Here is a 12,960-nt window from a genome sequence, read left to right as displayed (position 1 = left end):
CCCGCCAGCGCGCCGTCCGTGAGTGCGCCCCACGATCGCTGCGGGCGTGAGGGCCCGGCCTCGCGCGAAACCAGCCAGATGCCCGGGAGGGCGATGACGATGCCGGCCCAGACCAGCAGGCCGGGACGCTCGCCGAGCACCACCCCCACGAGCACCGGCAGCGCCGCCGCCCCGACGGCCGACAGGGGCGCGACCAGACCCATGCGACCGCGTGCCAGTCCCCGGTACAGGAACAGTCCACCGGCCGCGGACCCGACGCCCGCGGCCACGCCCCACGCGACGTCGGTCGTCGTCGGCGTGCCCCCGAGCATCAGTGCCGCCGTCAGCACGGCGAGTGTCCCCGCGATCTGCCCGATGAGCAGGATCTGCAAGGGCGAGGACCGACGCGCCCCGACGCCGCCGATGAAGTCCGATGTTCCGTATGCGACGGCCGACAGCAGCGCCAGCAGGATCCCCGGGTTCACGGCATCCAGCCTGCGACGCGGCGGATCAGCCGGCCTGACGCCGCAGCGCCTGTGCGACCCAGAAGTCCAGCGTCCCCTCGTCCTGCGCCGCATCGGGGTGGATGTGGATCCACCCCGGGCCCATGGAACGCCCGGGGCCCATCTCGGCGCGCACGGCCTCGGGCCGCGTCACGAGATCGGCGTCTTCGTCGGCGCTGACGTGCACGAGCAGCCCCAGGTCCTTGCGGGCCGCGACGAGCATCGATCCGTCGAACATGACGGCGATCGTGCCGAACATCGGCACTTCGCGCACCAACCCCGCCGGCAGTCGCCGCAGCACGCGGTCGAGCAGATCGCGCCGCGCCGCATCCACCATCACGGTCATGTCATCACCTCGCAGCGTCGTCCGGATGCCGGTCAGCGTAGAGCGCAGGGCCGCCGCCGTCGAGGGGGACCCTGGTGCGGCCGTCCGCGGCGCCGTACCGTCGGAGCCAGCCGCCCGGCCTCCGGCGCCGGGGCAGGCGGAGGGGGAGCCGATGAGCTGGGATGCCGATGACCTCGCCCGGATCGGCGGCGCCGAGGAGTTGCAGGTCTCCTCGACCCGCCGCGACGGCACCGATCGCCCCTTCGTCACCATCTGGACGGTGCGCTCAGGCGACGCTCTCTACATCCGGTCGGCGTACGGCCCCGACAACCCTTGGTACCGGCGTGCCCGGCACGCCGGGGTGGGACGCGTGCGCGCCGGCGGCGCGGACCGTGCGGTGACGTTCACCGCGATTGACGCCGCCGACACGGCGACGCAGGAGGCGGTGGATGCCGCCTACCACGCCAAGTACGACCGCTACGGGCCGCAGATCGTCGGCACCGTCACGGGAACGGCATCCCACGAGACGACGCTGCGCATCGACCCGCGCTGAGCGCGCGGCGGCGGGTCTGCCGGGCCGGATCCGGGTGAGGCGGGGCTACCGGGCTGGTCCGGGGTGCGCCGGAATGCGGAGATCCGCCCGGATGCGGACGTTTCCCGCGCTGGCATCCGCATTCCGGCAGATCTCCGCATCCGGGGAGAGGGGCGGGCGACATCCGGGGAGAGGGGCGGGCGACATCCGGGGAGAGGGCCGCGGCGACCACCGGGGCCCGAGGGGCATCGAACCCCCGCGGACCGGGTGAGATGGCGGAGGGCGGTCAGTCCTCGTCGACCGGGGTGGCCCGCACCGCGTTGCGGTCGGCGATGAGCGTGTCGCGCACGCGCCGGCGAAGCACCTTGCCGATGAGCGAGGTGGGAAGCTCCTCCCACACGCGGTAGGCGCTCGGGCGCTTGTACTCGGCGAGCTGTTCGCGGGCCGCCGCGCGCGCGGCATCCTCGTCGAACGTCGCACCCGGCTCGGGCACCACGACCGCCGTCACGACCTCGGCGCCGCCGCCGCGGGGGATGCCGACCACAGCCGAGCCCGCCACACCCGGCAGGGCGTTGAGGACCTTCTCGACCTCACTCGGGGCGACGTTGAAGCCGCCGGTGATGATGATCTCCTTCTTGCGGTCCACGACCGTGACGAAGCCGTCCTCGTCCTGGACGACGAGGTCGCCGGTGCGCAGCCAGCCGCCCTCGAGCAGCGCCTGCGCGGTCTCCTCCGGGCGGTTCCAGTAGCCGTGGAAGACCTGCGGGCCCTTGATCAGCAACTCGCCGACCTCGCCCTGCTCGACCTCGCGCGTGGGTTCGTTGGGGTCGACGACGCGGATGTCGGTGGAGGGGAACGGGATGCCGATGGCGCCGATCTTGCGCGAGGAGTTGAACGGGTTCGCAAGGGCCACGGGGCTCGTCTCGGTGAGCCCGTAGCCTTCGTTGAGCATGGAGCCCGCCTGCTCCTCCCAGCGCTTCACGATCGCGGGGGTGAGGGTCATCGCACCGGAGATGGCGTAGACGACGCCCGAGAGGTCGAGCTTGCCCTCGCGGGCGACGCGGGCGAGCCGGTCGAACATCGGCGGCACGGCGGGGATGAACGTCGGCGGGTACTTCTTCGCCGCCTGCGACACCAGCTCGGGGTCGAAGGTGGGGAACAGCACCGCGTTCGAGCCCGTCTCGACGGCATAGATCACCGACAGCAGCACGCCGAACGAGTGGAACATCGGCAGCAGGCCGTAGATGCTGCCCTCACCGTGCGTGAAGCGCGGCATCCAGGCCGCACCCTGGCGGGCGTTGGCCCACAGGTTGCCGTGCGTGATGATCGCGCCCTTGGGGGTGCCGGTCGTGCCCGAGGTGTACTGCAGGCACGCGACGTCGGTGACCGACGGGCGGGGGGTGGATGCCGGGAGCGGCGCGGACTTCTCGAGCTGCGAGAACGGGATGGTGCCCGGCGCGGGGGCGGTGAGCTTGTTGCGCGAGGCCTTCGCCTTCGTGATCGGCAGGCGCAGCGCAAGGCGGGTCGTCAGCGGCATCGCGCGGGTGATGTCGACCGAGACGATCGTGCGGATGCCGAGATCGGCGGGCAGTGACTGGATCACCGGGGCCATCTTGTCCCAGGTGATGACGACGGTCGCCCCGTGATCGCGGAACTGCACCTCGAGCTCGTCGCGGGTGTAGAGCGGGTTGTGCTCCACGACGATCGCGCCCAGGCGCAGCACGGCGTAGAACGCGGCGAGGTGCTGTGGCGCGTTGGGCAGCACGAGCGCGACCCGGTCGCCGGGCTTGACGCCGAGCGCGGCCAGGCCGCCCGCCACGCGGGAGACGCGATCAGCGAGTTCGCGATAGGTCTGCGAGGCGCCGAAGAAGGTCACGGCAGGGCGGTCGGCGTACTGCGCGGTCCGCTCGTCGAGCAGGTCGACGAGCGAGCCCGTCGGCAGCTCGATGTCGACGGGCGTCCCTTCCGCGTAGAAGCGGTTCCAGGCCCGGGTTTCGTTCATAAGCACTGGACCAGATTACGGCGCCGTGCTGCGGAATTCAGACCTGAAGCGGTGTCGCGACCGCGAGGTCGCCGTCGCTGATGAGTCGACGAACCGACTCGAGAACCGCCTCCTCCGGTTCGTAGCGCGGCTCATAACCGAGGACTCGCCGCGCTTTGTCGATGCTGAAGCAATGGTTGCGGTGCAGATGCTCCCAGCTCGCGTCGGCGTGGTCGGCCGGGGTCAGTGCGCGGAACTCCTCCCAGCTGACCGGGCGAAGCGACGCCTCCTTTCCGAACCAGCCTGCCGCGATCTGCGCGAGGCCCCGGGCGCTCAGGGCCGACGGGGCGACCGCGGAGAAGGCCTCGCCGGCTGCGGCATGCCGTCGCTCCAGCGCGCGCTCGAACACCTGGGCGACGTCGTCGGCGTGTACGTGGTGCATCAGCTGGGTGCCGCCGTCGGGTACGGCGAGGGGCGCGCCGGCGGAGAGGCGATGCCACACGTCGGGGTCGAGGTTGCCCAGCGCGCCGATCGGCTTCCACCCGGGCCCGACGATGTGTCCCGGGTCGACCGAGGTGGTCACGAGGCCGCCCGCCGCGGTCTCCTGCTGCAGGAGCCGCGCGATGGCCGCCTTGCCGATGCCGTACTCGCCCTCGGCGGGGGTCCCCTCCTCCTCGCGGATGGGCACCTTGCGCGACGGCCCGTAGCGCCAGATGGACCCGCAGTGCACCAGGTGCGCGACGCGGCCGCGCAGGGCATCCACGAGCGCCGTCGCCGACGCGGGAGTGAAGCACACCATGTCGACGACCGCGTCTGGCCGGTGTGCCAGCACCGCGCCACCGAGGGAGCCGTCCGCGTCGGCCCGCTCGCGATCGAGGGTGACGCGCTGCACGTCGTCCCACTCGGGAACGTCGACGTACGGCGTCTGCGTTCCGCGGCTGATGCTCACCACGTCGTGACCTGCTCTGACCAGACGCGGCACGAGATGGCTTCCGATGTGGCCGCTGCCTCCGATGATGACTACCCGCATGCGTCTCCGCTCGTGTGCGCACCGACCTGGAGGCGCCGGTGCTTTCAGCGCCGAGGCTATCGCTCGAGGTCGACAGCGCGGGGAGGGGTGGTTGCCGGGCGGTCGGCGCGCCATGATGGGCCCATGATGCCAGGCGCCCGTGGTCGCGACAGCGGATCGGCCCGATGAGCGACGAGAGCGTCTCGCGCCCCGCGTCGGCCGTCGCGGCCCCCGTGGCTGCGTTTCTGGCAGGTCTGGAATCGCAGTTCTCGCGGATGGAGAGGTTCAAAGACGCCGTGGACCCCGCTGCCGCCCGTCGGGGCGGGCGCATCGTGACGGAGTTCTTCACCCCGCGCGTGCCGGAGCTGCGCGCCGCCGCAGGGCTTCCCGCAGGGCGAGGGCGCGTGGCCCACGGCAAGCGCCTGGCCGCCCGCGACGGCGGACGCGTCGGCACCGACGACATGCCCGTCTACTGCTACTGGGACTCGGGCGTCGATCAGGCGCCCGCGCTCGTGCGTGCCTGCATCGACAGGGTGCGCGAGGTGCATCCCGATGCCCGTGTGCTCGACGCCACCGGCATCCGCGAACTCATCGCCATCCCTGATCGCGTCACCTCGGTGCTGGCCGAGGACCATCCGGCGCAGTTCGCCGACTACGTGCGGGTGGCGCTGCTGGAGAAGTACGGCGGGATCTGGGTGGATGCCACCTGCTGGCTCCCCGGCCCGCTGGACGATGCGATCCTCGCCTACCTCGACGCTGGGGTCGTCTACCCCCGCTGGACGCATCGCGAGATCGGCAACTGGTTCATCGCCGCCGTGCCGGGCTCTCTCGTGATTACGCTGCAGCGGGTCGCGCTCGAGATGTGGTGGGAGGCCCGTGACGACGTGCCGGATTACTTCCTCTATCACCGCATCTTCGAGACGCTCCACTCCCTGATCCCGGAATTCCGCGGGCAGTGGTCGCGGGTGCCCTCCCTCTCGAGCACCGCCAGTCACCTGCTGCAGCTGAGCATGATGGAGCCCTGGTTCCCCGGCGTCGCCGACATCATGGCGCGCCTGTCGATCGTGCAGAAGCTCAGCTACAAGTACGACCCCGCCGCGGTCCCCGACGGCTCGATCCTGGCGCGGCTGCTCGAGCACGGGGCGTTGTAGCGGGCGCCGACCCGTTGCGGGTGCTCACTGCGCTCGGCGCCGTCTGCCTCCTCCGCTCACACCCGCGCGACAGGCTGACGCAGAATCGTCCGCAGCGCCGCCGCCTCGGTGCGCCGCGGGTCGTTGAGGTAGATCTCGTGGTGCTTCCCGGTGCGCACCAGGCCGTTCGCCGGCAGGTACTCCTCGTGCAGGCGCGCGAGCACCGGGGCCTCGTCGTCGTACGAGCCGACGTGCAGAGTCTGCACCGCCAGGCCCTCGTCGAGGGTCTCGAGCCGCAGGCGGTCCAGTGCCGGAGCATCGCCCTTCTGCTCGAGCATCGCGATGACGTCCGCAACGTGATCGTCGGTGATCCAGTGCGGCACGAGGTTCATCACGGTCCAGTCCCACTGGGATTTGTCCCGGGCGCTCGTGAACGTCGCCATGTCCTGCGCCCACCACAGCGCCTCCAGCGGCATGACGACGTAGTCCATGTCGAGGGTGGACTTGCTGAAGAACTTGAGCTTGTAGGCGGCGGGATACAGCGTCGCCAGCGCGTCGGCGTAGGCCTGAGACGTGTTCGGATCGCCGTGCCCGTCGAGCATGAGGTACTGCAGCGGCGGCACGGTGACCACCTCGAACCTGCCCGCAGGCGCGGTGTAGGTCTCGATCTGCTTCTTCAGGTCGGCTTTCACGGCTGCTCCTGGAGGGGTGCTGCTACGAGTCGGTGCGGCCGGTGAAGTGGTCCATCGAGGAGTACACCTTGAAGACCTTGTCGGCCACGACGTCCCAGACGGGGGTCGGAAGCACACCGCGCAGCGCCATGGCGAGCTTGACCGTCCACGGGCGCAGCACCATCGGGGTGCCGCGCACCATGCCGCGCCACGCGGCGCGGGTGGCCTGCTGCGGTGTCATGATCGGCGTCAGCAGGGGGCCGCGTGCCCCGGCGAACATGCCGGTGGAGATGTAGCTGGGGCAGAAGGTCGTCACGCCGATGTGGCGGTGGCCCCGCGCGCGCAGCTCGAGGCGCACCGAGTCGCTCCAGCCGATCATCGCCCACTTGGATGCCGCGTATACGGCCATGTTGGGGTTCGCAAGGGTGCCCGCGGCCGAGGCGATGTTGAGGATGCGCTTGGGGCGGCCGCTGTCGGCGATCATCGCCGGCAGCACCTCGTGGGTCAGCCACATCGCCGCGAGGGTGTTCACCCGCATGGTGAGCTCGATGTCGCGGTGGGGGTCGTTGTCCCAGAACACCCCGGCGCGCACGATGCCGGCGTTGTTGACGAGGATGTCGGGCTCGCCGAGCTCTTCGCGCGTGCGGGCGAGGCCCGCGACGATCTCTTCCTGCTGGGAGACATCCACGCGGTAGGCGCGCACATCGACGCCCGAGGTGCGGAGGCGCACGGCCAGAGCGCTCGCGGCCTCTTCATCGACGTCCCAGAGGGCGACGGCGCGCGCTCCTCCGGCGACGGCGCGCCGGGCGAAGAGCTCGCCCATGCCGCGGGCCCCGCCCGTGATCAGCACGGTCGCGCCGCGGACAGGGTCGGTGGGGTCGGAAGGAGCGGTCATGCGGGACCCTTCTGTCGTCTTCCGACAGCGTATCCGGGCCCCGCATGCGCGCTCAGGTCACCAGGTGGAGTCGCCTCGGATCACGGCATCCGACCCGCCGTCGATGTAGATCACCTGACCGCACAGGTGCGCGTTCTCCTCGCTGACGAGCCAGGCCATGAGGGCGGCGACGTCGCCCGGATCGAAGATGCCGTTGAGGGGCATCGGCACGCGCTGCAGCAGCGCCGCCTTGGCCTCTTCGGTACCGGTCAGGTCGAACGTCATCGGTGTCGCGACGACGCCGGGGGCCACCGCGTTGAGGGCGATGCCTGCGCCCGCCCATTCGGGAGTGGGCGCGACGCGCCGCAGCCAGCGGGCGAGCGCCTGCTTCGAGGTGCCGTAGATGAGGTTGGCCTGGGCGGGGTCATCGGCGAGCTCGGCGGCACGCGCGAGGGCGGCCGGCTCGTCCTCGGCGAGGAACGCCTGCAGCAGCGTCTCGTCCGGCGGGAACAGCGCCGCCATCGAGGTGGTCGCGACCGCGCGCGGGGCGGGGGAGGCTGCCAGCAGCGGCCGGAGCCCGGCGAGGGTGGCCACGGCGCCGAAGAAGTTCACCGCTGCGGTGGCCACGGTCGGCGACGACAGTCCGGCGTTGGCGATGACGACGTCGACGGTGCCGCCGGAACGCTCGGTGACCTCGGTCACGAGAGTCTCCCGACCCTCGGGGGTCGTGAGGTCGACGTTGATGTCCGCCCCGGCGATGTCCACGCCGATCACGCGGTAGCCGCGCTCAGCGAGGAGTTCGGCGGCGGCCCGTCCGATTCCGCTGGCGGAACCGGTGATGACGGCTGTGCGTTCCATGGTCTGTGCCCTTCCTTGGGATTTCCTATGGCAATCATTCCATGTGGTCTGACCATAAACAAGGGGTCTCCGGGTTTTTCGGATGCCAGGGGTTGCGCCGTCAGTACCAAGCGTTACTATGTACCGGTAGTCAGCATTATTGAGTAGTGATGAGGAGTCCGATGGGCAAGCAGGCGACCGAGATGCTCAAAGGCATCCTGGAGGGCGTCGTGCTGGCGATCCTGGCTGAGCGCCCCGCCTATGGATACGAGATCACCGCGTCGCTGCGTGATCGCGGGTTCAGCGACATCGCCGAGGGCACGGTGTACGCCCTGCTGGTGCGCATCGAGCAGCGCGGGCTGGTCGACGTGGCGAAGGTGCCCTCCGAGAAGGGTCCGCCGCGCAAGGTCTACACACTCAACGCGCGAGGCCGCGAGTACCTCGCGGAGTTCTGGCGGACATGGAGCTTTCTGTCGAGTCGGCTGGACCAGCTTCGCCCCACCCCTGAGCAGGACCGAGGAGAGGATTGACGTGGCACACAAGTGGATCGAGTACCTCACGGGGCCGCTCGAGCAGAAGAAGCAGTATCGCCAGGACGTGGCGCGCACCAAAGCTCTTCCCGAGCCCTATGCCACCGCTGCGCAGGCCGTGCACCGGTACCTCCTGGCGTGCGGGGGGATCACCGACGGCGACACGATGGTGAGGATGTTCGCCGACCTCGCCGACCTCTGGGAGCAGGCGGTCGCCGATGGCACCTCCGTGCGCGGGATCGTCGGGGATGACCCGGTCGACTTCGCCGACACCTTCGTGCAGGCCTATGGCGGGGAGCGATGGGTCGACAAGGAACGCGCTCGCCTCACGCACGCGATCGACGATGCCGCGCGTCGACAGGACGGGAACGAGGCGGGCTGATGATCACATCTGCGCCGGCCATCGAGGTGGTCGGTCTGGAGAAGTCCTACCGGGACCTCCCCGTGCTGCGCGGGGTCGACTTCGCCGTCGACCGCGGCAGCATCTTCGCCCTTCTCGGAGCCAATGGCGCCGGAAAGACCACGGCGGTGCGCATCCTGTCGACGCTCCTGCGGGCGGATGCCGGCAGCGTCACGGTGAACGGCTTCGACGTCGCCGCCGCGCCCGCCCGTGTCCGCGAGTCGATCAGCCTCACCGGCCAGTTCGCCGCCGTCGACGAGGTGCTCACGGGACGCGAGAACCTCGTGCTGGTGGCGCGGCTGCGTCACCAGCACCTCCCCGGTGGGATCGCCGACGATCTGCTGCACCGATTCGGTCTCGCCGAAGCCGCCGATCGGCGAGTGGCCACGTATTCGGGAGGCATGCGCCGTCGCCTCGACATCGCGATGAGCCTCATCGGCCAGCCGTCGGTGATCTTCCTCGATGAGCCCACCACGGGCCTGGACCCGCAGGCGCGTCTGGCCGTCTGGGATGCCGTGCGGGAACTCGCCGCCGCCGGCACCACGGTGCTGCTGACCACGCAGTACCTCGAAGAGGCCGAGCACCTCGCCGATCGCATCGCGATCCTGCACGAGGGGCGCATCATCGCCGCAGGGACGTTGGCTGAGCTCAAGCGTCTGCTGCCGCCGGCGAAGGCCGAGTACATCGAGAAGCAGCCGAGCCTCGAGGAGATCTTCCTCGCCGTCATCGGCGACCCGTCGGACCGGGGCGGAACCGCCCCGTCCACTGAGGAGAAGCCGTCGTGACCATCACCGCACGCGTCCCCGCCGGCACAGCCGGCGCGGGCGCCCACTTCTTCCGCGACACCGGCGTGCTGCTGGGCCGCTCCCTGCGCCACATCCTGCGCAGCCCCGACACCATCGTCACGACAGCGGTCACGCCCATCGCGCTGATGCTGCTCTTCGTGTTCGTGCTGGGCGGCGCGATCGACACCGGGTCGGCGGCATACGTGGACTACATGCTGCCCGGGATCCTGCTGATCACGGTCGCCTCGGGCGTCGCGTACACGGCCTACCGGCTGTTCCTCGACATGCAGAGCGGCGTCTTCGAGAGATTCCAGTCGATGCCGATCGCCCGCTCGGGCGTGCTGTGGGCGCACGTGCTGACTTCGCTCGTCGCCAACCTGGCCGCGGTGGCGATCGTCATCGCGGTCGCGCTGGTCATCGGGTTCCGCAGCAGCGCAAGTGCGCTCGCCTGGCTGGCCGTCGCCGGCATCCTCGTGTTGTTCACACTGGCGCTGACGTGGCTCGCGGTCATCGCCGGGCTGACGGCGAAGACCGTGGACGGAGCCAGCGCGTTCTCGTATCCGCTGATCTTCCTGCCGTTCATCAGCTCGGCCTTCGTGCCCACCGACACCATGCCCGCACCCGTCCGATGGTTCGCGGACCACCAGCCGGTCACCTCGATCGTCAATACCGTGCGTGCGCTCTTCGAGGGGCAGCCGGTGGGCACCGGCATCTGGATCGCGCTGGCGTGGTGTCTCGGCATTCTGCTGGTGGCGTTCGTGCTCGCGCTGCGCATCTACCGCCGGAAGATCAGCTGACGGTCACACCGTGAGCATCACCTTGATCGCCCGGCGCTCGTCCATGGCGCGGTAGCCCTCTGCGGCATCCTCGAGGGGGAGCGCCAGGTCGAAGACCTTGCCCGGATCGATCTCGCGGTCCCAGATGCGCTGGATCAGCTCGGGCAGGAAGCGCCGCACCGGCGCCGGTCCGCCGTGCAGGTGCACAAGGGAGAAGAAGAGCTCCCGGCCGGGAAGCTCCACGTCGTGCGATACCCCGACGAACCCGATGTGGCCGCCGGGTCGCGTGGAGCGCAGCGCCTGCAGCATGGACTCGTGGGTGCCGACCGCCTCGATCACCGAGTGCGCTCCCAGCCCGTCGGTGAGCTCCTTGATGCGGGCGACGCCCGCGTCGCCACGTTCCTCGACGATGTCGGTCGCGCCGAACTCCCGTGCGAGCGCCTGGCGGTCGGCGTGGCGGCTCATCGCGATGATGCGCTCGGCGCCGAGCTCGCGCGCGGCCAGGATCCCCATGAGCCCCACGGCGCCGTCGCCGACGACCGCCACCGTCTTTCCAGGACCGGCTTCTGCCGCGACGGCGGCGAACCAGCCGGTGCCGAGCACATCGGATGCCGCCAGCAGCGAGGGGATCAGATCGGCATCGGGCTGGCCGGGAGTCGCGACGAGAGTGCCGTCGGCCAGCGGGATGCGCGCGTATTGGGCCTGCGTGCCGATGCGGCCCATCGGCACGGCGTGCACGCAGCGCGACTGATAGCCGGCACGGCAGATCTCGCAGGTGTTGTCCGAGGCGAAGAACGATCCGACGACGAAGTCGCCGACTTTCACGGTGCGCACGTCGTCGCCGATCTCGGTCACGACGCCGACGTACTCGTGGCCCATGGGGGTGTGGTTCACCTTGTCGGCCCCGCGGTACGGCCAGAGGTCCGAGCCGCAGATGCAGCTGGCCGCGAGCTTGATGATGGCGTCCGTGGGCTCGACGATCACGGGGTCATCCCGGTCCTCGACGCGCACGTCTCCTGCGGCCTGCATGATCACTGCGCGCATGCGCGTCTCCTTCGTTGCGTTCGTTCCTTGGTCTCGCCCGGGCTGTGTGCTCGGCGCCGCTCACGATAGACCCCGGGGCTGGGGTGTGGCACGGATGGCGGCGAGGGGATGCCGCGCCGACCGCGATTCGAATCGATTCGAATCCGGCGATATGATGGCCCGTTACTTTCCCCCGCTCCGGCGTCACCGCCCCCCGATTCCCCGGAAGTCCTGCATGTCCACGTCCCTGACCACCGGCAGCCCTTGGCGCGTCATCCTCCTCTTCTCCGTGCCGTTGCTGCTCGGCAACATCGTGCAGCAGATGTACCAGTTCGCCGACGCCGTGGTCGTCGGCCGGTGGCTGGGGGTCGAGGCGCTCGCCGCCGTAGGGGCGACCGGAAGCCTCTTCTTCTTCCTCCTCGGGTTCGTGTGGGGTCTCACCACCGGTTTCGCCATTCCCACCGCTCAGGCGTTCGGGGCGCGCGACGCGGCGGGCGTGCGCCGTTCCGTCGCGGCCGGCACCATGCTCACCGGCATCGCGACCGTGCTGCTGACGATCGCCGGTCCGCTGCTGTCGGAGCCGATGCTGCTGCTGCTGCGCACGCCGGCCGAGCTCATGCCGCAGGCGACCGTCTTCGCCCAGGTGAGCTTCCTCGGATCCGGCGCCATGCTCTTCTTCAACTACCTCTCGGCGATCATCCGCGCCATCGGCGACTCGCGCACGCCGCTGATCTTCCTCACCATCGCCTGCGTGCTCAACGTCGGCCTCGTCGTGCTGATGGTCGGACCCCTCGCCTGGGGAGTCGGCGGTGCGGCGCTCGCGACGGTTGTCGCCCAGGGCCTGTCGGTGGTGCTGTGCGTGGAGTTCGTGCGCCGCCGCGTCCCCGCCCTGCAGATGCGGCGCAGCGACTGGCGCGTGTCGTGGGAGGACATCGCCGATCACCTGCGGCTGGGCCTTCCCATGGGATTCCAGGCATCGATCATCGCCATCGGCGCCCTCGCGGTGCAGGTGCGCCTGAACGAGCTCGGCGCCGACGCGGTCGCGGCGTACACCACCGCGTCGCGCGTGGACTCCCTCGCCGTGGCGCTGCTGCAGTCGCTGGGGCTCGCGGTCTCGATGTACGTCGCGCAGAACTTCGGCGCGCGGCGCCCCGACCGCATCCGCCGCGGCGTCGTGCAGGCGGTGTGGATGTCGATCGCGGCCTCGGTCGTCGTCGGTGCGCTGCTCGTCGTGTTCGGCAGCGGCGTGGTGCGCCTGTTCGTCGGGGAAGGCGCGGATGCCGTCGTGGGCCTTGCCGCCCTCATGCTCGTCATCAATGGCGTCAGCTACAGCCTGCTGGGCGTGCTCTTCGTCGTCCGCGGCGCCCTGCAGGGCCTCGGGCACGCCCTCATCCCCACCGTCACCGGCGTGATCGAGCTGGTGATGCGCGTCGTCGCCGCCGTCGTGCTGGGCGGGCTCATCGGCTTCGCCGGCGTCGCCTGGAGCAACCCGCTGGCCTGGTTCGGGGCGGTCGTGCTGCTCGTGCCGGCCTACATCCGCGAGCACCGGCGCCTGGCCGGCATGCCGGTGCTGCCCGACACGGTGACCCCCACGACGCCGATCGC

15 protein-coding genes are annotated in these 12,960 nt (G+C 70.4%); 7 read left to right on the top strand and 8 right to left on the bottom strand.

The genetic code is table 11. The features are described 5' to 3' along the window. Positions 1–464 (bottom strand): EamA family transporter (locus tag NQ160_RS09705; RefSeq protein WP_257515028.1); only part of this gene is annotated, 464 nt, incomplete at its 3' end. 25 nt (positions 465–489) lie between these two features. Next, positions 490–828 carry a TfoX/Sxy family protein gene (locus NQ160_RS09700; protein ID WP_257515027.1) on the bottom strand — a complete coding sequence of 113 codons (339 nt, stop codon included), beginning with the start codon at positions 826–828 and terminating at the stop codon, positions 490–492. A 151-nt stretch (positions 829–979) separates the two neighbouring features. Here NQ160_RS09700 and NQ160_RS09695 point away from each other — a divergent pair, with 151 nt between their 5' ends. Beyond that, on the top strand, positions 980–1,360 hold the full coding sequence (locus tag NQ160_RS09695; RefSeq protein WP_257515026.1) for a DUF2255 family protein: 381 nt from the start codon (positions 980–982) through the stop codon (positions 1,358–1,360). Between the two features lie 265 nt (positions 1,361–1,625). On the opposite strand, the gene NQ160_RS09690 is transcribed toward NQ160_RS09695, so the two are convergent. Together NQ160_RS09690 and NQ160_RS09685 are read right to left on the bottom strand one after the other, a co-directional pair. Continuing rightward, positions 1,626–3,341, bottom strand: a complete 1,716-nt coding sequence (locus NQ160_RS09690; protein ID WP_257515025.1) for a long-chain-fatty-acid--CoA ligase — start codon at positions 3,339–3,341, stop codon at positions 1,626–1,628. Between the two features lie 37 nt (positions 3,342–3,378). Next, positions 3,379–4,350 (bottom strand): NAD-dependent epimerase/dehydratase family protein, encoded by a 972-nt coding sequence (locus NQ160_RS09685; protein ID WP_257515024.1) that lies wholly within the window; start codon positions 4,348–4,350, stop codon positions 3,379–3,381. Between the two features lie 164 nt (positions 4,351–4,514). Between NQ160_RS09685 and NQ160_RS09680 the strand changes: the two genes are divergently transcribed. After that, the gene (locus NQ160_RS09680; RefSeq protein WP_257515023.1) at positions 4,515–5,480 is read left to right on the top strand and encodes a capsular polysaccharide synthesis protein; all 966 of its coding nucleotides are present in this window, start codon (positions 4,515–4,517) and stop codon (positions 5,478–5,480) included. Positions 5,481–5,536: 56 nt separating this feature from the next. On the opposite strand, the gene NQ160_RS09675 is transcribed toward NQ160_RS09680, so the two are convergent. The 3 genes from NQ160_RS09675 to NQ160_RS09665 are packed head-to-tail and all read right to left on the bottom strand — an operon-like array spanning position 5,537 to position 7,862. Beyond that, entirely contained in the window at positions 5,537–6,151 is a 615-nt protein-coding gene (locus NQ160_RS09675) for a GyrI-like domain-containing protein (protein ID WP_257515022.1), read from the bottom strand. Between the two features lie 22 nt (positions 6,152–6,173). Further along, positions 6,174–7,025, bottom strand: coding sequence for an SDR family NAD(P)-dependent oxidoreductase (locus NQ160_RS09670; protein WP_257515021.1), 852 nt, complete (start codon positions 7,023–7,025; stop codon positions 6,174–6,176). Between the two features lie 57 nt (positions 7,026–7,082). Then, positions 7,083–7,862, bottom strand: a complete 780-nt coding sequence (locus NQ160_RS09665; protein ID WP_257515020.1) for an SDR family oxidoreductase — start codon at positions 7,860–7,862, stop codon at positions 7,083–7,085. Positions 7,863–8,023: 161 nt separating this feature from the next. Here NQ160_RS09665 and NQ160_RS09660 point away from each other — a divergent pair, with 161 nt between their 5' ends. From NQ160_RS09660 to NQ160_RS09645, 4 genes are read left to right on the top strand one after another with little or no spacing between them, the layout of a single operon-like run. Further along, on the top strand, positions 8,024–8,371 hold the full coding sequence (locus tag NQ160_RS09660) for a PadR family transcriptional regulator (protein ID WP_257515018.1): 348 nt from the start codon (positions 8,024–8,026) through the stop codon (positions 8,369–8,371). 1 nt (position 8,372) lies between these two features. Further along, the gene (locus NQ160_RS09655; protein WP_257515017.1) at positions 8,373–8,753 is read left to right on the top strand and encodes a DUF1048 domain-containing protein; all 381 of its coding nucleotides are present in this window, start codon (positions 8,373–8,375) and stop codon (positions 8,751–8,753) included. After that, positions 8,753–9,556, top strand: coding sequence for an ABC transporter ATP-binding protein (locus tag NQ160_RS09650; RefSeq protein ID WP_257515016.1), 804 nt, complete (start codon positions 8,753–8,755; stop codon positions 9,554–9,556). Before NQ160_RS09655 ends, NQ160_RS09650 begins: the two co-directional genes overlap by 1 nt. Beyond that, positions 9,553–10,353 carry an ABC transporter permease gene (locus NQ160_RS09645; RefSeq protein WP_308211467.1) on the top strand — a complete coding sequence of 267 codons (801 nt, stop codon included), beginning with the start codon at positions 9,553–9,555 and terminating at the stop codon, positions 10,351–10,353. The genes NQ160_RS09650 and NQ160_RS09645 overlap by 4 nt, the downstream gene beginning before the upstream one ends. 3 nt (positions 10,354–10,356) lie before the next feature. Here NQ160_RS09645 and NQ160_RS09640 read toward each other — a convergent pair whose 3' ends face one another. After that, positions 10,357–11,376 carry a zinc-dependent alcohol dehydrogenase family protein gene (locus NQ160_RS09640; protein ID WP_257515014.1) on the bottom strand — a complete coding sequence of 340 codons (1,020 nt, stop codon included), beginning with the start codon at positions 11,374–11,376 and terminating at the stop codon, positions 10,357–10,359. 214 nt (positions 11,377–11,590) lie between these two features. Here NQ160_RS09640 and NQ160_RS09635 point away from each other — a divergent pair. Then, a partial coding sequence (locus NQ160_RS09635) for an MATE family efflux transporter (protein WP_257515013.1) occupies positions 11,591–12,960 on the top strand: 1,370 nt, incomplete at its 3' end.

It is taken from the genome of Microbacterium sp. zg.Y909 (assembly GCF_024626565.1).
The sequence above is the reverse complement of the archived record's forward strand: the minus strand, read 5'-3'. Positions and strand labels throughout refer to the sequence as shown.